This window comes from Caballeronia insecticola, from assembly GCF_000402035.1.
Taxonomy (GTDB): Bacteria; Pseudomonadota; Gammaproteobacteria; order Burkholderiales; family Burkholderiaceae; genus Caballeronia; species Caballeronia insecticola.
On the sequence record NC_021288.1, the window covers coordinates 325,231 to 347,615 of the forward strand.

A 22,385-nucleotide genomic window follows, 5' to 3' on the forward strand; every position below is an offset into this window, starting at 1 on the left:
CGAACCGTGCGACGCGAATACCCCATGGAATACGCCTTGCTGTGATTGCTCGACTACAGGAGCAATCAATATGGATCACCCCGTGGACGACCCCGATCACGCCCGCGACTATCCGTATTCATCAGGCGGCTGGGGCTCCGTCAAAGCCGTCGCCAAGATACTGGCGCAGGAGAAAGCGCCGCTCAAGGGCGCCACGGTACTGCTGCATCAGAACAAGACCGGTGGTTTCGCCTGCGTGAGTTGCTCGTGGGCCAAACCCGCGCATCCGCACACATTCGAATTCTGCGAAAGCGGGGCCAAAGCCACGGCATGGGACACGACGTCCAAGCGCGTGGGCCCCGCGTTTTTCGATCAGCACACTGTCGCGGAACTCAACCAATGGCACGATCACGATCTCGAAGAGGCGGGCCGGCTCACCGCGCCGCTGCGCTATGACGCCGTCAGCGACAAGTACGTCGAGGTGAGCTGGGACGAAGCGTTCGAGGATATCGGCGCCGAGTTGCGGGCGATGCATCCGGATGCGGTCGCGTTCTATACCTCGGGCCGCGCGTCGCTCGAAACCTCGTACATGTTCCAGCTTTTTGCGCGCATGTATGGGACCAACAATCTGCCGGATAGCTCGAACATGTGTCACGAGAGCACGAGCGTCGGCTTGCAGAAGGCGATCGGTTCGGGCGTGGGCACGATCCGGCTCGAAGACTTCGAGAAAACCGACCTGATGTATTTCTTCGGACAGAACGTCGGCACGAACAGCCCGCGCATGCTTCATCAATTGCAGGACGCGCGCAAGCGCGATGTGCCCATCGTCACGTTCAATCCGCTGCGCGAGCCGGGCTTGTTGCGCTTCTCCAATCCGCAATCGCCAACGGAGATGCTCACGCCCGCGCACACGCAGATCAGCACGCAATATCACCAGTTGAAGGTCGGGGGCGATACGGCTGCCATCGTCGGCATGTGCAAGGCGGTGATCGCCGCCGACGATCGCGCCATCGAACACGATCTGCCCCGCGTGCTCGATACGGCGTTCATCGCCGAACACACGACGGGCTTCGACGATTTCGCGCGCTATGTACGTAAGACGTCGTGGACCGACATCGAGCGCATCAGCGGCCTTGCTCGCGACGACATCGAAGCGGCGGCGCACGAGTACACGAAAGCTGCCGCCGTGATCGTGCATTACGGCATGGGGCTTACGCAGCATCGGCTCGGCGTGCAGAACGTGCGCATGGTGTGCAACCTGCTCTTTCTGCGCGGCAATATCGGCCGGCCGGGCGCCGGTCCTTCGCCGATTCGCGGCCACTCCAACGTGCAGGGTCAGCGCACCGTGGGCATCACCGAGAAGCCGGAGCTTGCGCCGCTGGATGTGCTCGCGAAGCAGTTCGGCTTCGAGCCGCCGCGCAAGAAGGGCATGAATATCGTCGAGACGTTCGAGGCGATGATCGAGGGCAAGGTCAGCGCGGTCATCAATCTGGGCGGCAATCTGGTGCGCTCGGTGCCGGACCGCAATCGCATCGAGCCGGCGTGGCGAAGCCTGCGTCTCACGGTCAACATCACGACGAAGCTCAATCGCAGTCATCTCGTACATGGCGCGAAGTCGTACATTCTGCCGTGCCTGAGCCGCATTGAAATCGATACGCAGGCGAGCGGCGATCAGACCGTGTCGATGGAAGACAGCACCGGCTGCATGCATGGCTCGCGTGGTGTGACCGCGCCCGCGGCAACGGGTATTCGTTCGGAGCCGTCGATTGTTGCCGCGCTCGCGAAGCACACGTTGCGCGAACGTTCGACTGTCGACTGGGACCGCTGGTGCGACGACTATTCGCTCGTGCGCGACGAGATCGCGAAAACATGGCCCGAGACGTTCCATGATTTCAACGCACGTCTCTGGACGCCAGGCGGATTTCCGCGCGTGCTGCCCGCGCGCGAACGCATATGGAAGACCGAAAGCGGCAAGGCGGAATTCTTCGTGCCCGAGATGCTCGAGGAAGATCCGGACATGCCCGTGCGCGAGCCGGATGCGCTGCGTCTGACAACGCTACGAAGCGACAGCCAGTTCAATACGACGATCTATGCGCACGACGACCGCTTTCGCGGAATCAAAAGCAGCCGCATGGTCATTCTGATGAACGAACGCGACATGCGCGCAAGAAGCCTGCATGCGGGCGATGAAATCGCCCTCGAAACCATTGCCGACGATGGCGTAGAGCGGCGCGTCGCAAACCTGACGCTGGTTCCTTACGCGATTCCAGAGGGATGCATCGCCGGTTACTATCCGGAGTGCAATCCCTTGTTGCCGCTTTGGCACCATGCCAAGGAAAGCAAGGTGCCGGGCGCCAAGTCGATCCCCGTGCGGATGATCGCCGCTCGCAAGCGCGTGTAGCCGGGCTCGGTCATCGACCGCGCCTCAGATGATCGGCTTGCCACCCGTCACCGCGATGGTCGCGCCCGAGATGTAGCTCGCCTCGTCGGTGGCCAGCATCACATAGGCGGCGGCCAGTTCGGCCGGCTGGCCGGGACGCTTCATCGGCGTTTGCGTGCCGAAGTTCTCGACGCTCGATAGCGGCATCGTCGATGGAATGAGCGGCGTCCATATCGGCCCCGGCGCCACGCAGTTCGCGCGAATGCCGCGCTCGGCCAGCAGTTGCGCCAGTCCGCCCGTGAAGTTCTGAATCGCGCCCTTCGTGCTCGCATAAGCGATCAGACCGGGATTCGGCGCATCGGCGTTGACGGACGTCGTGTTGATGATCGTGCCGCCCGATTGCATATGCGCGAGCGCCGCTTTGGTGATGCGGAACATCGCGCCGATGTTGGTCGAATACGTCTTGTCCCATTCGTCGTCGCTGATATCTTCGAGCTTGTCGTAGCTGGCCTGATAAGCAGCGTTGTTCACCAGCACGTCGATGCGCCCGAACGCTTCGGCGGTCTTTGCGACGAGCGCCTTGCAATGCTCGCGATCGGTAATGTCGCCGGGCAACAGGAGCGCGCGCCGCCCGGCCTGTTCGACCCAGCGCGCGGTGTCCTTCGCGTCGTCGTGCTCGTCGAGGTATGCGATGGCAACATCCGCTCCTTCGCGCGCGTATGCAATCGCGACCGCCCGGCCAATGCCGCTGTCCGCACCGGTGATGAGCGCAATCTTGTCCGCGAGCCGGTTGCTGCCCCGATAGCTCGATTCGCCGTGATCGGGCTGCGGGTTCATCGGCGCGGTGAGTCCGGGGCGGCGATCCTGCTGTTGTGAGGGCAGGGGCGGGCGGGGATATTCAGAGACGGTCATGGTCTGTTCCTTTGACTGGATGCACGGTCGTTTGTGCTGGCTTGATCGCCTGGCAATGCAGGTCGATCAGTTGTTTACGCATCGAGCGATTTCCGTGATTCGGCTTTAGTCCTTGTGTCCGGGAAGCACGGCGCCGAGCACCTGTCTCGCGGTATCGACAATCACGTTGCCCTGTTGCGGATCGCCCTTCATGAGCGTGGTCGCGAACGCTTTGGCCTGTTGCAGCGTAATATGCGGCGGCAGCGGCGGCACGTTCGGGTCTGCCTTGACTTCGATGACGACCGGCCGGTCCGATGCGAACGCCTGGTCCCAGACCGCAGCGATGCGCTCGTCGTCATCGACATAAAAGCCCTTTAGCCCGATCATTTCCGCGAACTGGTGATACGGCACGGAAGGAATATTCTGCGATGCCTCGAACTTCGGATCGCCTTCCATCACGCGCTGCTCCCAGGTGACCTGATTCAAATCCTGATTGTTGAGGACCATGCAGATCCAGCGCGGATCGGACCATTGCTTCCAGTACTTGGCAACGGTGATGAGTTCGGCCATGTTGTTCATCTGCATGGCGCCGTCGCCGACGAGCGCCACGACCGGCCGCGACGGATACGCGAACTTCGCCGCGATCGCATAAGGCACGGCTGCGCCCATCGATGCGAGGCCGCCCGAGAGCGAGCACATCATGCCGCGCTTGACCTTCAGATCGCGCGCATACCAGTTCGCGCACGAGCCTGAATCGCAGGTGACGATAGCGTCGGCCGGCACGCGCGGCGACAGTTCCCACACGGTGCGTTGGGGATTCACGCCGCCTTTTGCGGGCTCCAGCGCACGTTTTTCCAGTGTCTTCCACCAGTCGCTCGTCCAGCCCTCGATGCGCTTGCGCCAGGCGTCGTCGCTCTTGTGCGTAAGCAGCGGCAACAGTTCGCGCAACGTCTCGGCACTGTCGCCTACGAGGTTCACTTCCATCGGATAGCGGATGGAGAGCATGTCGGCCTTGATGTCGATCTGCACGCCGCGCGCCGCACCTTCCTTCGGCAAGAATTCGGCATAAGGAAAGCCGGAGCCGATCATGAGCAACGTGTCGCATTCGTTCATCAGCTTGTAGCTCGGCTCGGTTCCGAGCAGACCGATGGAGCCGGTGACGAAGGGCAAGTCATCCGGCAGAACGGCCTTGCCGAGCAGCGCCTTTGCCACGCCTGCGCCGAGCTTTTCTGCAACTGCGATCACTTCATCCGTGGCATGCAGGGCGCCCGCGCCGACCAGAATCGCGACCTTCTTGCCGGCGTTGAGCACATCGGCGGCACGTTGGAGATCCTCGGCGTAGGGCACGACTTTCGGCGCCTCATAGCCGACTCCCGAATGCAACGTGCCATGCTTTCTGCCCGGAGACTCGTATTCGAGATCTTGCAGATCGTTCGGCAGCACGAGCGCAGTCACGCGCTTTTCCGACAGCGCGATACGCACTGCGCGATCCACCAGATGCCTGATCTGCTGTGGAACGCTCGCCTGTTGCACGTATGCGCCCGCTACGTCCTTGAGCATCGACGGTAAATCGATCTCTTGCTGATAATGGCCGCCCAGTGCGGCACGCGCCTGCTGGCCCACTATGGCGAGCACCGGCATGTGGTCGAGCCGTGCGTCGTAGAGACCGGTGATGAGATGGCTCGCGCCCGGCCCCGATGTTGCGATGCACACACCCAGTTCGCCCGTGAACTTGGCATGCGCCGACGCCATGAAGGCCGCCATTTCTTCATGCCGCGCCTGTATGAATTCGATCTTTCCCTGCGCGCGGTTCAGCGCCCCGAATACACCGTTGATGCCGTCGCCGGGATAGCCGTAAATGCGTCTGACGCCCCATGCATAAAGGCGGTCAACGAGAAAATCGCCGACAGTCGCTGCCATGATCGAAGCTCCGAAGAATGAATGGATGAAAGCAATGCACAAGATGGCTTTAGGCAAAAAGCCGCAATGCTCATGCCGGGCGGGCGAAGCGATCGGGCGTGCTCGTGGCAAACGAAAGCGCATCGGCCGCTAACGGCTTGCATCGCTTAAACGCATCACCGTAAAGCTTTCGACGACTTCGGTCAGGAGATGAAAATCGACAGGCTTGGAAAGAAAAGCGCTCCAGAGCACGGGTGCGCTCGCGGGCGGTTGGCCACCCGAAATGAGGATGACGGGGATGGTGCTGAGCGCCGGCGAGCATCGGAGTCGCTCGCAAAGCTGAATGCCGTCCAACTCCGGCATCTCGAAGTCCGTAACGATGATGTCGGGCACATGCTTGACCGCCAGCGAAAGCGCGGCTTTTCCATGTCCGGCCACGAACACGGTGAAACCGCGCGCTTCGAATACGAAACGAAGTGCGAGAAGAGAATCGTAGTCATCGTCGACGACCAGAACCGAATGCATTGCTTGCACCTGCTGAATGTGTCTCATCTTTCATAAGCGCACGGAGCGTGCCGGCGATGAAGGTGTGCAATCGAGTTTGGTCGGTATCGCTCGCGGATTACAAGTTCGATGCACACTCGGGCGCAACGGACAGGTAAGCCTGATTCGCGAGAAGGGCGCCGCGCATACACGGTGAGTCGGACATTTAGGCGCGTTCCGCCTGAACGCTCAACGTTGCTGCCCCGATGGCTTGGTCGTCAAAGGAATTCGCGCGATGAAGCGCGTTCCGTCGTCGTTCGAAGAGTACGCGTGGATCGTTCCGCCGTGCGCTTTCACGACCTGCTGGCATATATACAGTCCAAGACCCAGCCCCTGGTTTGTCGCCTTGCTGGCGGGGCGCCAGTACGGCTCAAATACCTTCGACAGCGCCTCTTGAGGAATGACATCGCCCTGGTTTGCGACCTGGATGACCAAGTCTAGATCATCGGTGACGACCGATACGGAGATGGGTTCCTCACTGGACCCGTGAGTCACAGCGTTGACGATCAGATTGGCAAGAAGCTGTTGCAGACGCGCCGGGTCGCAGCGGACATCTCGATCGATCTTCATCGTGAATTGGATCGAGCGCCCTTCGTTCGCTTGCGCTATTTCCTGCACGACCGCCTGAAGGTAGGCGGACAGATTTTCGACGCATTCGATGTGTGCTGGAATTCCATTCCCCAGCCGGCCGCGCGCGAAGTCCATGATGTCGTCGATGAGCCGCGACATGCGGGTCACGCTCGACTTGAGCAGCTTGCTGACGGTCAGTACTTCGGGTGTCGCCGGTCGAGCATGAAGATAATCGGCACTTGCGCCGATCGCCGCCAGCGGAGAGCGGAGATCATGACCGAGCACGGCAATGAATTCCTCGCGGAGCTTTGCCGTTTCACGCTCAGTCATCAACAGGTTTTCGGTCGTCGACTGTCGCTTTTCGCCGTCCAGCTGCATGGCGATCAGCTTCGCGAATACCTCGAACATGCGGACGATACGCGGCTCCGAGACCTTCATTGGACGTCCGTCGATTGCGCACAAGTTGCCGAAATACTCTCCATTGGACAGCACGATTGGCACCGAAATATAGCTGCGCAATTTGTAAATGGACGGCGTGTGATGGTTTCGATAAGTCGCATCGATGCTGAAGTCGTCGACCACGATCGGCGCACGGGCGCAGCGTGACTCGTGACAGAGCGTGCTGTGCAGTTCCAGCTGGCCCCCAGGCAGAAGGCCGAAATTGACGTTGTCCTTGACCGCACATGCAGTCCACGACAAGTCACTGACGCGCGCCACTGCGGCGAAACCCATCCCCGATTCGCTGCAAATCATGTCCAGCATCGACGGTACGGCCGAGATCTGAGCCACCGCGCCGACGTCGCGCAAAATCATCTCTCGCGACTCGAAAGTCTCACTCGAAGATATGGTCGGTCCAACGGGGCACTCGTGAGGAGCCTCATCGGGGACAGAATCCTTCGTCATTGTTGCGTAGCCTCGTTTCGATTTTTGCCAGTTCCGCGAGCAGGGCAATGAGGGTTCGAGCATGATTCCCGTCTGACAGTATCCGTCAAAGGAGGCGTCAAATGCGTTCTTTCACGTATCGCGGGTCGTGAGCGATGAACGCCGACGATGCCATTGTGAAGGCAACGCGTATCCGGATATTTTATTGGAGATCTCGGGCTAAGCCGCTTTTGCGGCTTTCGTAAGATGAATGTCGGGGCGACAGTGTGTAGATCAAGCAGAGCGACTTCGCCCGTGCGCCTGTTGCTGGCAGGTCAGGGCGCGCCTTCAACGAAGCGATCGGCATCGCCAAGGCGGTTCGTTCAACAAGGCGATGGCCGCTCAGAAGTAATCAGGTTTGAGGCTTGGCTCGTGTTTGCGGACGGGCATTGCCTGGCGGCGCTACCCGTCCGTTTCATTTCTATTTGAGCGTTCGTGAAGCGCTCCAAGCTATGCGTAACGCGCGTTATTGCGGGCGCATTTTGTGAATGAGCGTCTCCCGCCACGCACAAGCTCAACGCCGCGCGCGACGCTTCTTCGGCTTGCTCGGTGCAAGCGCCGCCGACCAGAAGTTGGAAACTTGTCGCTTTGCCTGCGCGGTAGCGCGGCCTCGCGTCGAACCGACCACCGCATTGGCGCCCGAGAGCCACATGCTCAGAAACGGATTCTTCTTCACCCAAGGGTTTTTCATAGGTCGGCTCCGGTGCGCGCAGGTTAGGGTCAATGCAGGCCCAGCGTGTTATCGCCGGCGTCTTTCGGGATCTTCGATTCCAGCTCGCCCTTGCGCCGTATCAACTCGCTGCCGAGTTCGTTCAGGTCGGCACCCGATTTGCGCAGCTTCGGGAACAGGTCCGATTCCTCTTCCTCGATGTGATGGCGCACCATCTCGCTCAGCACCTTGAACGTCGCGTCGAAGCCTGCTTCGCCTGCTCTGATCTGGGTGAATTTGTCGATCAGCACCTTCACGAGAAAATGCTCGACATAGGCTTCCTCGACATCCGGACGGTCGTCTTCGTCGAGCGCCTTTTGCGCGGCAGGATAGAGCAACTCTTCCTCGATCATCGCGTGAACGGTCAATTCTTCGCAGGCGCGTCGCACCAGCGTGGTCTTCGCGTCGAGATCTTCCTTGTCTGCCTTCTCGAATGCATCGAAGAGTCTTTCGACTGCGCGATGATCGTCCATCAGGACTTCGATCGCGCCCTGATGCGGCGCGGCTTGAGTCGTTGCGGTGGTTTTCGTTTGTGTGACGATTTGGCGGGCCATTGTGTGCTCCGGCATTAAGTGGGGTTCCACAACTCAGCAAGCCTTGGTCCCGGAAGCGTGGCGCTGTACGTTTGCAGTACAAGCGCAATTGGATCGATTTAAACGAGTCTTCCAGACAATCGATCCGACCCCGGCCGCACTCGTTCGATCAACCGTTAGAACTCTTCCTTCTGCGGATCGGGGCCGCGTGTGGGGCCTGTCGGCTGAGCGAGCTTGATTGCGCGCCCGGTACGCGCAGATTCGTAAATCGCCTCGATGATGCGCTGATCCTGCAAGCCTTCTTCACCCGGTGTGTGCGGCACGATGTCGTCTTTCACGCATATCGACATGTGATCGATCTCGCGCGCGAACTGATTCTGCGGATCGATCTGCACTTCGGTGGTCGCGCTCTTGCCGTCCAACAATGTGCCGTGCCGCAGGCGCAATCCGTTATAGCCGAAGGCCGGATCCATCTCCACCCAGCCTTGCGCGCCCTGAAGCCTGAAGAAGCGCGACTCGTGACTTGCATAACTCGACATGCACGTCGCCGTCAGTCCGCTCGGAAATCTCAGGATGAAGTGCACGGATGCCTCCACTTCGACAAAGCGCGGATCGGACACCGGCCGCTCCACGGTCGCGATGACTTCCTGCGGCTCCTCGCCGGTCAGGAAACGCGCGGCATTGAGACAATAGAGCCCGATGTCGGGCAATGCGCCGCCTCCCGCCAGCGCTTTCTTCAGACGCCATTGCAACGGATCGCCGACATTCTGTGAATTACCCGCGATGAATTCGCGCAACGGCCCGAGCTGCTGATCTTTCACCATCTTCGCGATCATGCGATCCATCGGCTCGTATTGGCTGCGATACGCGATCATGAGCTTGCGGTTCGCGCGCTTCATCGCGTCGATCATGGCCTGGCAGTCGGCGACGCTGTTCGCCATCGGCTTTTCGCAGAGCACGTGTTTGCCGATTTTTGCGGCGCGTAGAGTGAATTCCTTGTGCATGCCGTTGGGCAAGACGATGTAGACGACCTGCACACGCGGATTGTCGGCGAGACGCTCGAAGCTCTGATAGTCGTGAACGTCGGCTTCCTGCACGCCGTATTGACGTGCGACGCGCAGCGCTTTTGTGCGATCGCCGGAAACCAGCGCCGAAACCTTCGAGTACTTGCACTGCGCGAGCGCGGGCAGGATCTGGTTAAGCGACAGGCGCCCGAGTCCGACGATCGCATAGCCCACGCGATCGTCGGGCGGCAGACTGGCGTCTGGTGTTTCTTCCTTTTGCTCGGTGTTCGGATCTTGAATGAGCGGGAGTTTTACCTGATTGGCGTCAGCGCCGGACGGACCTGCTGCCCACGCACTGCCGGCCGAAGCAGCGGTAAGTGCGGCCGCGATGCCCGCGCTTCCGCGCAATAGAAACGAGCGTCGGCCGGTTTCCGACGGCGCGGTGGCTGCCTCGGGTTCAGCAAGGGGAGGTTGACTGCGGACGGGCATCGGAGGCTCCTGGGATGGACGTGGCGCCGCTTGCGTATTCCGAATGACCGTCGGCCGCCGCGGTGTGCTGTGACGGTTACAGCATCGACCATGCCGCTTAGCCTTTACACGAATCAACGCATGCCGATGACGCACCATCGCATAGGCCACGAATGCGCGAAGATGCAGAACAGACCGACTAACCGGCGCCCGAAACCAGACGCCGGCGAGACCGCTTCTGAGCCTTTAAAGCGGATGAAGATCGCGCACCGGGCTGACGCTCTCGAGTACCGACGCGAGGTGAAGCACCGTCGATTCCGCGAACCACGTAGACACCAGTTGCACGCCGATGGGCAGGCCGTCGCTGCTGGTTCCGAATCGCATCGACAAGCCCGGCAGTCCCGTCACGCTAAGCGGCGCAGTGGCATCCATCACATGAAGCGATGACACCGACTGACCGTCGATGACGAATTCCGCGGCATCGTGCGCGTGCGCCGGGACTGGCGTCACCGGACAAAGCAGGGCGTCGTAGCGTTGGAAGAAATGAGCGAAGCCATCCCGCATCGCTTCGATCTGTTGCTCGGCTTCGACAAAATCTTCGATGGAAGTATCGGGTGTGTCGAACACGGCCTGGACATGCTTGTAGATCTTGTCTTCGTGCCCGGCGGTCGCCTTTCTGAAGGCGGGCTTCGTCTCCATTGCCTGAAGCTTCCAGAGCAACTCGAGCGCGTTGATCTGCTCCAGAACGGGGATGCGCACCGGCTCCACGATAACGCCAGCCCCCTTCAACGCCTCAGCAGCAGCCTGTACGGTAGCCGCCACTTCTCGATCGATCAGTCCGAAGCCGGGTTCGACGAGCCAGCCGACTCGCACCGGTCGTTCGGGCTTCGCACCGAGACCTGCGTCCAGTCGAAGCGGACTTGTCGAGAAACCGTCGGCGCCGTCGGGTCCGGCCAGCAGCGAGTACGCTAGCGCGATATCGCGAACCGAGCGAGCCATCGGGCCGACATGCCAGAAGCGACGAGGCACACGCGGCCAGATACCGGTCATCGGGATACGGCCATGGGTCGCTTTCAAACCGATCACGCCCGTCAATGCGGCCGGACCCCGAATCGAGATGGCGACGTCGGTAGCCAGACCCATCGGCGACATGCCCGCCGCGATCGCAGCCGATTCTCCTCCACTCGATCCGCCCGGTGTACGTTCCGGATTCCATGGGTTCAGAGTACGGCCCGACAGTAAATTGTCGCTCTCGATCCAATATGAAAACTCGGGCAGGTTCGTCTTCGCCAGCAAGATGCCGCCAGCCTGCTTCATACGGGCGACAGTGGGCGCGTCGGTGCTGGGAATGCGCCCCGCGAAAATCGGCGAGCCCAGTTGGGTTAGTACGCCTGCGGTATCGATCGAGTCTTTTGCCGTAAAAGGCACACCATGCAGCGGGCCTAGCTTTGCACCGGAAAGAACAGCGCGTTCTGCGAGCTTGGCGGCGTTCAACGCATCGTCCGCGACAGCAACGATGGCATTGATCTTCGGATTGACGGCGGCAATGCGATCGAGATGTGCCTGCATGACTTCTACCGGCGACACCTCTTTGGTGCGGATCAGTTCTGCGAGTTGCGTAGCGTCCAGACGAACGATTTGAGTTTCCATGACATGCCCGAATGTTTGTCGAAAGAGGGGATCACAAAGTGAGGCGTATATCTACCTAACGTTTGTTAGATGAGATGCTAGGCGCTATAATCGCACTCGTCAACAGCTTTTATCGGGGCGAGCGCATGAATCCGTCGGGTGAGAACGCCAAGGAGAAGATCCTGTCGGCCGCTACAAAGATTGCCCAGGCACACGGGTACGGAGGATTGAACCTGCGCAATCTTGCGGGAGACGTAGGGATCAAGGCCGCGAGCCTGTACTACCACTTTCCGAGTAAGGCGGATCTGGCTGCTGCCGTGGCAAGACGTTACTGGGAAGATGCTGCGGCGCTGTTGCAAGCGTTGAAGGAAGAATCACGGGATCCGCTCGAATGTCTGCGCAAATATCCCGTCGAGACCTTCAGAAAATCGCTTGAAACCGATAATCGCATGTGTCTCGCAAGCTTCATGACTGCGGAATACGACGATCTGCCGGAGATCGTGAAGAAGGAGGTGCAAACCTTCGCGGACGTCAACGTCGAATGGCTGAGCAAGGCTTTGCAGGCAGCGAAGATCGCTACGCCCAGAGACTCCAAGCGGCGCGCGCGCGCTATCTTTGCCGCAATAGTCGGCGCGCAGCTCATGGCTCGTGGTCGTTCGGATATCGCGCTATTCGATGCCTTGATCGACGCTTATCGGGCAAGCGGACTTTTGCCGGCGTGAAGGTTCTTGATGAAAACGCCGATCAGGAACGGTCCGCGAAGGCTTCGTTGAAGTCTTGCGACGCGAGATGATCCAGCAGCGCCAATAGCTCCTTTGTAGGGTTGGCGCCGAGTACTCGTTCGAAGCGTCGTTGCGTCGGCTTCCAGAGGCGCTGTGCTTCCTTGAGCTTGGCTCGGCCGTTGGGGCTGAGCGTGATGAGGCGCCGGCGTCCGTCTGCGGGGTCTTTGTCCAGCAAGACCCATCCATCGCGAATCAGCGGTTTGAGCGTATGTCCCAACGCCGAAAGATTCATGACGATATCCGCGGCCAGCTCGCTTTGTGTCGGCGCTCCCAGTTTTTCGACCGTTTTGAGCAGGTTGTATTGCGCTGCGTTGATGCCCGCCGGCGCAAGCGCCTGGTCATACAACTGACCGACGCCACGCATGGCGCGCCGCAGTGCTCCGTAACTGCATGCGCTCGATGTAAGCGTGGTTGTACTCATTGCGACTTCCTTTCAACCTGACATTTCTCAGTCTACCATGGTATATGCCAGTATTTTCGGCCGCGCATGCGCAACGCTCGATATCGATGTAGGATAGTGGTATATGCCACTAAATCAGTCCAATATTTTTTGGAATCTCTCACGAAAGCGACCTTCGATGAACAAGAGACTACTGCTTCTGTTGTGTGTATCGGTGCCGTCGTTCATGATCAATCTCGACGCGAACATCGTCGCCGTGTCGCTTCAACCTATCGCCCGTTCGTTGCACGCGGACTTCGTCTCGATCGAATGGGTGATATCGGCCTACACACTGGCATTCGCGAGCCTGCTCATGCCGGCCGGTGCGTTGGCCGATCGCTTCGGGCGCAAACGTATCCTCGTGCTGGGACTCGCTATCTTTACCGTGGCTTCCCTGCTTTGCGGCGCTGCGACCACGGCGGTGACGCTGAATGTCGGCCGGGCCATTCAAGGTATCGGAGCGGCGCTTCTGCTCAGCGCGGCCCTTGCCGTTCTTTCTCACAACTTCCACGGCAAGGAACGAGCTAAGGCTTTCGCTTTCTGGGGCTCGGTTATTGGCATCGCCATCATGCTCGGCCCCGTTGCCGGTGGCCTGATCACTGAGTACCTGGGCTGGCGGTGGGCGTTCTATGTGAACCTGCCCATCGGCGCCGTGATGATTGCGCTCACTCTGTTTGTCGTTACGGAATCGAAGGATCCTGCTGCCAGTCGCATCGACCTGTGGGGCGTGCTTTTGTTTAGCGGATTCTTGGGCTTGCTGACGTGGTCCCTGATTCTGGGCAATCGCGAGGGGTGGAGCAACCCTTGGATACTTGCCCGCGGGGGCGTGGCCGTGCTCTTACTGCTCGCCTTTCTGGTTGTCGAGCGGCGGGAGGCTCGGCCGATGGTCGATCTGTCGTATTTCACCAAGCGCACGTTTCTCGGGGCCAACGTAGCGGGCGTGGCTTATCCGGTGACGTTTTTAACGATGCTGACCTATCTGCCGTTCTTCTTCCAAAGCGCGCTTCGCCAGACGCCGCTCGTTGCAGGCATGATGATGTTGCCGCTCGCAGTGCCATTGTTTCTCATGCCGCGCATCGTGTCGTCGTATCTGGATCATCGTTTGTCAGGTCGGGCGTTATTGACCCTTGGTCTGGTGCTGATCGCCGTGGGTGTCGGGTTGACGTCTGTCGCGGTCGGGCAATTGAGTTACCGGGCGGTGTTGATACCGATGATTATCGCGTCGCTAGGCGGAGGTATCCTGAACGGGCAAGTCCCTAAAGTCAGCATGGCCGTGATTCCCGTGGAGCGCGCGGGCATGGCTTCGGGTATGGCGGGAACAGTGCGCTTTAGCGGATTGGTACTCGGATTTGCGGCTTTAGGCACCGTGCTGTTCACGGGCGTCGCCGGTGATGTCGCACTTCACTTTCCCTGGGCGTCATCACAGGATCAGGCGCAGATCACGCGGTTCATCGCGAACGGAAACTTCGAATCCGCCGCGAACGTGGTCTCGAGTGCACGAACCGAAACTGCGTCGCTGGTCGCAAGCCTTGCTCAAGGTTATCGGGCGCTGTTAAGCGTTGCCGCTTTTGTGGCGCTCATCGCGGCTGCGCTTACCTGGTGGCTGACCGATGCGGAAGAGACGGCGCCGCATGCAGCAGGAAAGCAAAGCGCCGTCGGTGCGTTGATCGATTAGCACGCACGCGTGAGCATCAGGTTCAGGTTCTGAACCGCAGCGCCGGATGCGCCTTTGCCGAGATTGTCGAAAACCGCGGACAGCAGGACGTGCCCGTGCTCCATGTTGGCGAATACGCTCAAGCGCATGTCGTTCGTACCGTTCAGGGCTTGCGGGTCCAGGTGCGTCGAGGCACCCGCTTCATGCGGCGACACAACATGCACGTGCGCTGCGGCCGCATAGTGGTGTGCGAGGCATGCGTGCAGCGTGACGCCATCCACACCGGGTGCGAGCAACCGCAAGTCCAGCGGCACCGTCAGCACAATGCCCTGACGAAACGCCCCATACGCAGGGACGAAAATGGGCCGCTGCGCGAGGCCAGCGTGCGTCTGGATTTCCGGGGTGTGCTTGTGCGCGAGTTCCAGCCCATAGACCTGAAATAAAGGCGCGTTGGCGGCGTCTTGCCCCTCGTGTTCCTCCACGCCGGCACGACCGCGTCCGGAGTAACCGGACACCGCATGAATGCTGATGGGGTAGTCGCCCGGTATGAATCCAGCCTGCACCAGCGGATGCAGCAGGCCGATAGCCCCGGTCGGATAGCAGCCGGGATTGGTGACCCGACGCGCGCTCGCGATGCGCTCGGCTTGTCCCGGCATCATTTCCGGAAAGCCGTAGGCCCAGCCGGGCTGTGTGCGGTGAGCCGAACTTGCGTCGATGACTCTGACAGCAGGATTGACGATGGCCTCCACGGCCTCGCGTGCGGCGGCATCGGGCAAACAGAGAATCGCGATGTCGCAGGCGTTGATGGCTTCCGCGCGACGGTGCGCATCTTTGCGCTCTGCGGCGGCAAGCGTGAACACGGTGATGTCGGTCCGATTGCGCAGCCGTTCGTGGATTTGCAGACCGGTCGTGCCTTGGTCGCCATCGATGAAAACAATGGGAGCGCTCATACGCGAAATACTCCGAGTGGTTGTAACGGGCTGAACGAGCGTCCATGTTCTCTGAACCGATAGAATAGGGAAAGTTGAATTTCATAACCTGAACATTCAGTTTTTCTGAATTTGGACGCCGACATGCGAGAGATCAGCCTGGACCGCTTGCGCACTCTGATCGCGATTACCGAGCGTGGCTCATTTGCCGATGCAGCGCGCGCGCTGAATCTCGCGCCGCCGACGGTGAGTCTCCATATCGCCGAACTCGAAGACCGCATCGGTGCGCCGCTCTTGTCGCGCAAGCGCGGGCAGGTGAGGCCGTCGGCGATAGGAGAGGTGCTGGTGGAGCGCGCGCGTCGACTGCTGGCCGATGCGGAGCAGGCACTGGACGATATTCAACGCCAGGTGCAGGGGCTCGAAGGGCGTGTGCGGCTCGGCGCATCGACGGGCGTGATTGCGTACTTGTTGCCGCAAGCGCTCGACGTGCTGCGCCAGCAGCATCCCGCAATCGATATTCAGCTTGCGGTGCTCACGTCACATGAAACGCTGTCCCGATTGGCGGATGGGACGCTGGATATCGGGCTGGTCGCGCTGCCTCAGCCGCCCGTCGCCGGACTCGTGATAAAGCCGTGGCGTCGCGATCCGGTGATGGCCTTCGTGCCGGCGCATTGGCGGTGCCCCGCCCGCGTAACGGCTGAATGGCTCGCCGCCCAGCCGCTCATTCTCAACGATGCAACTACGCGTCTCTCGCGCCTGACGGCGGAATGGTTTGCGGCTGCGGGACATCATCCTGTGCCGCGCATTCAGCTCAACTACAACGACGCGATCAAGAGTCTGGTCGCTGCAGGTTACGGCGCCGCGCTCTTGCCCCATGAGGCCACGACGCCACTACCCGACAGGCGCGTCGTGATGCGTCCGCTGCGTCCGGCGTTGTGGCGACGACTCGGCATCGCGCACCGTGCAGGACATGTCGAGCGTTCCACCCAGCATGTACTCGATGTGTTGTGGGATCTGCGATTGAAATAAGCGTTGCCAGTTGCTGTTTTGCTTCGTTACCGTCGAAACGGTATTCTTGTCGCTCGAAGGCCTGGATCGATCGCCTGATTTAGAATTTCCGCACATACGAGCGGCCGTCTCGCTTCTGCCGCACGCATGCGGCTCCCTAAAGCTCATAGCGTCGAATCCGCGGTCCTGAACGCCTAACCAAGCACCGACCCGAACGGGAGGTCACGATGAGACGCATCGTTGTGACGATAGCGATCAGCTGTCTTGCATGGTCGTGGGCGAGTGCGCGCGCGGAAAATCTGGTCCGCGCGGATGGAGGCCGCTATCAGGGACAAGTCGTCGATGGAAAAGCCGAGGGGCAGGGCACGGAAACGCGTCCCGACGGAACGATCCTCAAGGGACGATTCGTCAAAGACGCATTTGTCGAAGGAACGATGCGCACCGGCGGCTGGGTGGTGCCCTTTTCGAATTGCCACAGCCCGCCGTTAGCCGACACCGCCGCGCCCGCGAAAAAGTAAAACGTTCGCGCAGCGTCCGGTAATGTCGTCGGGCACTGGCACAATCCGGAAGATATTCGATCTTCGTGGAAATCCACATGCCAGACGCTGTTGCCGCCGCACCTTCTTCGCCCCGTATCGCGCTCTTTGCGCTCCTTCCCTTTCTGCGCCCCTACGCCGGCCGCTGGGCGCTCGCGTTCCTCGCGCTGGTGACCTCGGCGGGCGCCACGCTGGTGTTGCCGGTGGCGTTCAAATACCTGATCGACCGGGGCTTCGCGGCGGGCGACCGGGCGCATATCGATCGATATTTCCTCGCGCTCTTCGTCGTGTCGCTGATACTGGCCTGCGCCACGGCGATGCGCTTCTATCTCGTGTCATGGCTGGGCGAGCGGGTCACGGCTGATTTGCGCCGCGCTGTCTACGATCACGTGCTCGGCATGAGCCCGCAATTCTTCGAAACCACGCAGACCGGCGAAGTGCTGTCACGGCTCACCGCCGACACCACGTTGATGGCCGTGGTCGGCACGAGCCTGTCGCTGGGATTGCGCAATATCTTCCTTCTGACCGGCGGCGTGACGATGCTGGCGGTGACGAGCCCGGTGCTGTCCGCCTACATCATCGCGATGTTGTTCATCGTGGTCGCGCCTATCGTGATTTTCGGGCGGCGCGTGCGACGGCTTTCGCGGGCAAGTCAGGACAAGATCGCGAACACGAGCGCGCTGGCGGGCGAAGTGCTCAACGCCATGCCCACCGTCCAGTCGTATACGCAGGAACCTTTCGAGACACGTCGCTTTGCCGGTGCGGTGGAGGCGGCCTTCGAGACCGCGCTCACGCGCATTCGCGCACGCGCGTGGCTGACTGCCGTGGTGATCGTGCTGGTGTTTTCGGCCATCGTGTTCGTGCTGTGGCTCGGGGCGCAGGCTGTGCTCGCCGGGCGGATGACGGCCGGGCAGTTGTCCCAGTTCATCCTCTATGCGGTGTTCACGGCGGGCGCCGTGGGCGCGGTCGCCGAAGTCTGGGGCGACTTGCAGCGCGCCGCCGGCGCCACCGAGCGTTTGCTGCAATTGCTGGCGGCGCGCTCGCCGGTGGTCGCGGCCACGACGACGGTCGCGCTGCCCGCGCGCGGCGAGGGCATCCGCTTCGACGATGTCAGTTTCTCGTATCCGTCGCGTCCCGGCGTGGCCGCGCTCGCGGCGTTGTCGCTCGATGTCCGTCCGGGCGAACATGTCGCGTTGGTCGGGCCGTCCGGCGCGGGCAAGACCACGCTGTTTCAATTGCTGCTGCGCTTCTACGATCCGCAATCCGGCCGCATTCTGATCAACGGCGTTCCGACGCGTGATGTGTCGCTCGTCGAGTTGCGCAGACACATCGGCGTGGTGTTGCAGGAATCGACGATCTTTTCCGGGAGCGTGCTCGACAACATCCGCTACGGCGCGCCCGACGCCACGATCGCGCAAGTGAAGCGAGCGGCCGACATGGCCGCGGCATCCGGCTTTATTGAAGCCTTGCCGCAGGGCTACGACACCTTCCTGGGCGAGCGCGGTGTGCGGCTCTCGGGCGGACAGCGCCAGCGCATTGCGATCGCGCGTGCGATTCTGAAGGACCCGCCGGTCCTGCTGCTCGACGAAGCCACGAGCGCCCTCGATGCCGCCAGCGAACGGCTGGTGCAAACCGCGCTGAACAATGCCGCGCTGAACCGCACCACGCTGGTCATTGCGCATCGTCTCGCGACCGTTCAGCAGGCCGATCGCATCGTCGTGCTGGATCAGGGGCGTATCGTCGCGCAAGGTCGTCACGCCGAGCTTCTGTTGAACTCGCCGCTCTATGCGCAGCTCGCTGCACTCCAATTTGCCGACCAGCCGGGGGCGGTGAGCGATCATGTCGGGCTGGCGTGAATCAAATGCCGTCGTAATGACGGCACGCGTCACGCAAGCAACGACAAGGCATCGGCGAGCGAGAGCACGTTCGTGCGCGAATCGAACGCCGTCGCAAAGAGATGATCGTGGACGATCTGATCCGGGTCGTAGCAGCAATCCTTGACCGTGAAGAGGCGGAAGTCAGCATCGCTCGCATACGCCACGGACGACAGCACCACACCCGTCGATGCAATGCCCGCCATGATCAGCGTATCGATACCTTGCGCGGACAGCATTGCCTCCAGCCCGGTGCCGAAAAACACGCTTGCACGATGCGCGATGATGAGCGGCTCGGTGCTCGTCTGGCCGAGTTCGGGCGCGATTTCGTCGTGAGTGAAGAGGCCGAGTTGCTTGATGCCTTGTCCGTTCCGGTTTAACGGGCTGACTTCCGGATAGCCCGGACTAAAGTGGATTTTGGCGAAATAGATGCCGAGCTTTTTGGCGCGGGCGGCGTCGCATAAAGCGCGCGTATTGTCGAGCAGAACCGGCGCGACCGATGAAAATAACTTCAGAATGTCGGTCTGATAATGCATGACGATCAGAGCGGTTTTCGCCGGGACGATCGATTGGTTATGACTGTTCATGCAGCGCGCCGCGGAGATATCAGTTTCATTGCGTGATGACATAAGGGTACGCAACGGAAGAAAGACGTTCGACTCTATCATGCGCGTCTTTAAGCGAAGCGCGATGGCTCACGACCTACCTGCGATCAAGCGAGATACGACCGGGTCCCGTCAGTGCAAGCAAAAGAAAACCGCCCGCAATACTGACGTTCTTATAAAAGCCGATCATGGCCGCGGTGTGTTCCATGCCGCTCAAGGCCCAATATCGATGTCCGATAAACGCTGTAGCGACGGTGTACACCGCGAGCAGAAGCGCCAGCGGCCGCGTGAAAAATCCCACCAGCACGACGATGCCGATGCCGAACTCCACCACCACGGCGATGATTGCCGACAACGCCGGGAACGGAGCGCCGACTGTCGTCATGTACCCAACGGTACTTGAAAACCCGGTCAGTTTTTGCCAGCCGAAAATCACAAACAGCGCGACGAGCAGAATGCGCGCCGCGAGCAGGATTCCATCCCGCTGATTTTGCAAAGACAGATATCTCACGATGCCGCTCCAGTTCGATTTGTCTATATTCGAATGCAGGTGCCTAGTGCGTTCGGCGTTGTGCGGAGTCACCACTATACGACTGCTGTGGTGAAATCGAACAAACCGGCCGATTGAAAAAAAGGAGCCCCCAGCATGCAGACACGAAGCGTAAGCGAGAGACGGCGCGATTTTCTGCGCAAGTCGGGCGCGGTACCGTCCACGATATTGCTGTGGGTCTTAGGCCATGCGCCCTCCGTTGCCGCGACACCCGCATGCGCGGACGGCCATGACGCGACCCCGCGCCAAACCGCGGGCCCATTTTTCCTGCCGCACTCGCCGCAACGGCTATCGCTGCTCGAACCGGGCATCGACGGAACGAAGATCGTCCTGAGCGGACGCGTGTGGACGTCGCAATGCAAACCGGCGTCCGGCGCGTTACTCGATTTCTGGCACGCCGACGACGCCGGCCAATACGACGAAGCCGGGTTCCGTCTGCGCGGCCATCAGTTCGCCGACGGGGAAGGGCGCTATCGTCTCGAAACGATTGTGCCGGGGCTCTATCCCGGACGCACACGACACTTCCACGTGACGCTGCAAGCGCCCGGCGGGCGAATTCTCACCACGCAGCTTTACTTTCCCGGCGAGCGGAGTAATGCGCAAGACTCGCTGTTCGACCGCCGACTTTTGATGAGCATCGACGACAAAAGCGATCAAAAGGCGGCGCGGTTCGATTTCGTGCTCGCGGTCTGACGTTATAAAAATCCCGATAGCGTGTGCTGCTGGCGCACACTCACCTAAACGTTGCGGGCCGCAGGGATTCGTCGGAGGAGAACCGGGTCGTCGACTGAGCGTTGGATATGTCGGACATGTGCGCGCCTCCTTTTGCTTTCAGTGCGACAAAGCCTGATACGTCCGCTGATTTTGACGTTGCGTGGCATCGCAGCGAAAGTGCTTCACGCCGTGACGAGCATGGCCGCAAGGCGTCACTCAAACTCGACGGAGCTCAAATGCAATGCCTTCGCCCGAAACGACGAAACCATAGCCCGCGCTTTTTCGGCAGCCAGATGATTTCGATCGGCATGCTTTGCGCTATGTCTTCCCATCTCGCGGCACAGACCGTCTTGCCGGACGCGCGCTATAGCGTCGGCGCTACGCAGGTGGAATATGTCGATTCGTCGGATGGCAACAGGGCGCTCGACTTCATGCTGATCTATCCCGCTGAACCGCAAGCCGATGCATCCCGCTTCAGGATTCCCATGTCGACGAACCTGCATCTGCTCAAGGATGCACCGATCACGACGGACGGTCTGAAGCATCCGCTTGTCATGTTTTCGCACGGAGCGGGCGGCAACGGCGCGGGCTATGCGTGGTTCGGTGAATACCTCGCGGCGCGTGGTTACGTCGTCGCCATGCTCTATCACTACCGCGCCAATACCTTCGATTCCAGCGCGCTGTACGTGCGTAACCGGCTCTGGCAGCGGCCGCGCGACATCAGCCTCGATATCACGCATCTTTTGAAGGACAAGAAGTGGGCGGCACACATCGATCCGAACCAGATTGGCGTCGCCGGACATTCGCAAGGTGGATTCACGTCGCTCTGGATCGGCGGTGCCCAGGTCGATCCGAAACTGTTCCTCGCGTTTCAACGCGGATGGAAGAACAACGAAACCGTGCCGGCTTATTTGCGCGCGCAAATGACCCTCGACGCGACGCCCGCCGCGCACGTGCACGACGCCCGAATAAAGGCGGCCTTCGCGATGGCGCCCGGCGACATACAAGGCTTCGGCATGGACGAGGCGGGGCTTCGGCGCATGGCGATTCCGGCGTACATCATCGTCGGTGCGGGGGATACGACCACTCCGCCGAAGGACAACGCCGAATTCGCCGCGCACTATATTCCCGATGCGCGGCTCGACGTGTTGCCCGGCCCGGTCGGCCACGAAATTTTCGGCAACGAGTGCGATCAGGTGGGCCGCGACAATTATCCGGAAGCCTGCGCCGATGCGGTCGGTGTGGATCGTGCGAAGCTGCATGAATACATCGGGAATGCCGCCGTTAAATTTTTCGACGCGAAGCTAGGCGTTCAGCGGCAGGGCGCGAATTAGCGATGCGGTCATTGTCCCAGGCAGCGCGTAGTCGAGCCGCGGCTCCGATGCGACCGAACACGCGCTTCCTGCTGATGCGGATCGGTGGCGCAGGCGGGGTTGATTAGTGCGTGTAGCAATGAGACCGCCCGTTTCGCGGCCTCGAAGGTCGGCGCGGCGGCGGTTGCAAGCGGCGGGCGCCGTTGCAGATTCACATCCACGTCCATCTCGACACAACCGCCTTCGACGGACCCGGTGACGCGACGCTCTTCGGCGATGTGCTCAGCCGCTTCGTCGGCCGCTACGCGAGCTTCCATCACGCGGTGCGGCTGGTGCTGAACATCGATGGTCGCGAGACGCTCTATCCGCTGAGGGAATTCGAAGGCGCGCCGTTCTGACGAACAACGCCATCGGCAGCATCCCACCGATGGCCACGAAGAAACCAACGATCGAAG

21 protein-coding genes are annotated in these 22,385 nt (G+C 60.8%); 9 read left to right on the forward strand and 12 right to left on the reverse strand.

Translation table 11 applies throughout. The annotated features are described in order from the left end of the window. The first annotated feature begins 70 nt into the window (after window positions 1-70). The gene (locus BRPE64_RS22320; protein ID WP_051180516.1) at window positions 71-2,380 is read left to right on the forward strand and encodes an FdhF/YdeP family oxidoreductase; all 2,310 of its coding nucleotides are present in this window, start codon (window positions 71-73) and stop codon (window positions 2,378-2,380) included. 24 nt (window positions 2,381-2,404) lie between these two features. On the opposite strand, the gene BRPE64_RS22325 is transcribed toward BRPE64_RS22320, so the two are convergent. From BRPE64_RS22325 to BRPE64_RS22355, 8 genes are all read right to left on the reverse strand, one after another. Then, the gene (locus BRPE64_RS22325; RefSeq protein ID WP_044042864.1) at window positions 2,405-3,271 is read right to left on the reverse strand and encodes a glucose 1-dehydrogenase; all 867 of its coding nucleotides are present in this window, start codon (window positions 3,269-3,271) and stop codon (window positions 2,405-2,407) included. A gap of 105 nt (window positions 3,272-3,376) precedes the next feature. After that, entirely contained in the window at window positions 3,377-5,170 is a 1,794-nt protein-coding gene (locus BRPE64_RS22330; RefSeq protein ID WP_016347134.1) for a thiamine pyrophosphate-requiring protein, read from the reverse strand. 129 nt (window positions 5,171-5,299) lie between these two features. Further along, the gene (locus BRPE64_RS22335; protein WP_051180517.1) at window positions 5,300-5,701 is read right to left on the reverse strand and encodes a response regulator; all 402 of its coding nucleotides are present in this window, start codon (window positions 5,699-5,701) and stop codon (window positions 5,300-5,302) included. 180 nt (window positions 5,702-5,881) lie between these two features. Beyond that, on the reverse strand, window positions 5,882-7,075 hold the full coding sequence (locus BRPE64_RS22340; RefSeq protein WP_016347137.1) for a GAF domain-containing sensor histidine kinase: 1,194 nt from the start codon (window positions 7,073-7,075) through the stop codon (window positions 5,882-5,884). A 622-nt stretch (window positions 7,076-7,697) separates the two neighbouring features. Next, complete coding sequence (locus tag BRPE64_RS33490; RefSeq protein ID WP_173405475.1) at window positions 7,698-7,874, reverse strand: hypothetical protein; 177 nt, start codon at window positions 7,872-7,874, stop codon at window positions 7,698-7,700. Between the two features lie 29 nt (window positions 7,875-7,903). Continuing rightward, entirely contained in the window at window positions 7,904-8,446 is a 543-nt protein-coding gene (locus BRPE64_RS22345) for a hemerythrin domain-containing protein (protein WP_016347139.1), read from the reverse strand. A gap of 155 nt (window positions 8,447-8,601) precedes the next feature. Further along, a complete protein-coding gene (locus BRPE64_RS22350; protein ID WP_044042865.1) occupies window positions 8,602-9,918 on the reverse strand; it encodes a Gfo/Idh/MocA family protein in 1,317 nt (438 codons plus the stop codon). A 225-nt stretch (window positions 9,919-10,143) separates the two neighbouring features. Continuing rightward, window positions 10,144-11,547: an amidase gene (locus BRPE64_RS22355; protein ID WP_016347141.1), complete on the reverse strand. Its 1,404-nt coding sequence runs from the start codon at window positions 11,545-11,547 to the stop codon at window positions 10,144-10,146. Window positions 11,548-11,672: 125 nt separating this feature from the next. Here BRPE64_RS22355 and BRPE64_RS22360 point away from each other — a divergent pair, with 125 nt between their 5' ends. After that, window positions 11,673-12,248, forward strand: coding sequence for a TetR/AcrR family transcriptional regulator (locus tag BRPE64_RS22360; protein ID WP_044043056.1), 576 nt, complete (start codon window positions 11,673-11,675; stop codon window positions 12,246-12,248). 22 nt (window positions 12,249-12,270) lie between these two features. On the opposite strand, the gene BRPE64_RS22365 is transcribed toward BRPE64_RS22360, so the two are convergent. After that, window positions 12,271-12,729, reverse strand: a complete 459-nt coding sequence (locus BRPE64_RS22365; RefSeq protein ID WP_044042866.1) for a MarR family winged helix-turn-helix transcriptional regulator — start codon at window positions 12,727-12,729, stop codon at window positions 12,271-12,273. A 157-nt stretch (window positions 12,730-12,886) separates the two neighbouring features. Here BRPE64_RS22365 and BRPE64_RS22370 point away from each other — a divergent pair, with 157 nt between their 5' ends. Continuing rightward, entirely contained in the window at window positions 12,887-14,422 is a 1,536-nt protein-coding gene (locus tag BRPE64_RS22370; protein WP_016347144.1) for an MFS transporter, read from the forward strand. On the opposite strand, the gene argC is transcribed toward BRPE64_RS22370, so the two are convergent. After that, entirely contained in the window at window positions 14,419-15,351 is a 933-nt protein-coding gene (gene argC, locus BRPE64_RS22375; protein ID WP_016347145.1) for an N-acetyl-gamma-glutamyl-phosphate reductase, read from the reverse strand. The two genes, BRPE64_RS22370 and argC, sit on opposite strands and share 4 nt — an antisense overlap. Window positions 15,352-15,474: 123 nt before the next feature. On the opposite strand from argC, the gene BRPE64_RS22380 reads away from it, so the two are divergent. The 3 genes from BRPE64_RS22380 to BRPE64_RS22390 all read left to right on the forward strand — a co-directional run bounded on the left by BRPE64_RS22380 (window position 15,475) and on the right by BRPE64_RS22390 (window position 18,730). Beyond that, window positions 15,475-16,359, forward strand: a complete 885-nt coding sequence (locus BRPE64_RS22380; RefSeq protein WP_044043059.1) for a LysR family transcriptional regulator — start codon at window positions 15,475-15,477, stop codon at window positions 16,357-16,359. Between the two features lie 206 nt (window positions 16,360-16,565). Beyond that, window positions 16,566-16,856: an MORN repeat-containing protein gene (locus tag BRPE64_RS22385; RefSeq protein ID WP_084675796.1), complete on the forward strand. Its 291-nt coding sequence runs from the start codon at window positions 16,566-16,568 to the stop codon at window positions 16,854-16,856. 77 nt (window positions 16,857-16,933) lie between these two features. Then, on the forward strand, window positions 16,934-18,730 hold the full coding sequence (locus BRPE64_RS22390; protein WP_044042867.1) for an ABC transporter transmembrane domain-containing protein: 1,797 nt from the start codon (window positions 16,934-16,936) through the stop codon (window positions 18,728-18,730). A 29-nt stretch (window positions 18,731-18,759) separates the two neighbouring features. On the opposite strand, the gene BRPE64_RS22395 is transcribed toward BRPE64_RS22390, so the two are convergent. After that, a complete protein-coding gene (locus BRPE64_RS22395) occupies window positions 18,760-19,335 on the reverse strand; it encodes an isochorismatase family cysteine hydrolase (RefSeq protein ID WP_044042868.1) in 576 nt (191 codons plus the stop codon). A gap of 115 nt (window positions 19,336-19,450) precedes the next feature. Beyond that, a complete protein-coding gene (locus BRPE64_RS22400; protein ID WP_084675837.1) occupies window positions 19,451-19,891 on the reverse strand; it encodes a DoxX family protein in 441 nt (146 codons plus the stop codon). 108 nt (window positions 19,892-19,999) lie between these two features. Here BRPE64_RS22400 and BRPE64_RS22405 point away from each other — a divergent pair, with 108 nt between their 5' ends. From BRPE64_RS22405 to BRPE64_RS22415, 3 genes are all read left to right on the forward strand, one after another. Further along, window positions 20,000-20,596: a dioxygenase family protein gene (locus BRPE64_RS22405; protein WP_016347151.1), complete on the forward strand. Its 597-nt coding sequence runs from the start codon at window positions 20,000-20,002 to the stop codon at window positions 20,594-20,596. Between the two features lie 341 nt (window positions 20,597-20,937). Beyond that, window positions 20,938-21,951 carry an alpha/beta hydrolase family protein gene (locus tag BRPE64_RS22410; RefSeq protein WP_160167944.1) on the forward strand — a complete coding sequence of 338 codons (1,014 nt, stop codon included), beginning with the start codon at window positions 20,938-20,940 and terminating at the stop codon, window positions 21,949-21,951. Window positions 21,952-22,133: 182 nt separating this feature from the next. After that, window positions 22,134-22,328 (forward strand): type VI secretion system baseplate subunit TssF, encoded by a 195-nt coding sequence (locus BRPE64_RS22415; RefSeq protein ID WP_016347153.1) that lies wholly within the window; start codon window positions 22,134-22,136, stop codon window positions 22,326-22,328. The last annotated feature ends 57 nt before the right edge of the window (window positions 22,329-22,385 follow it).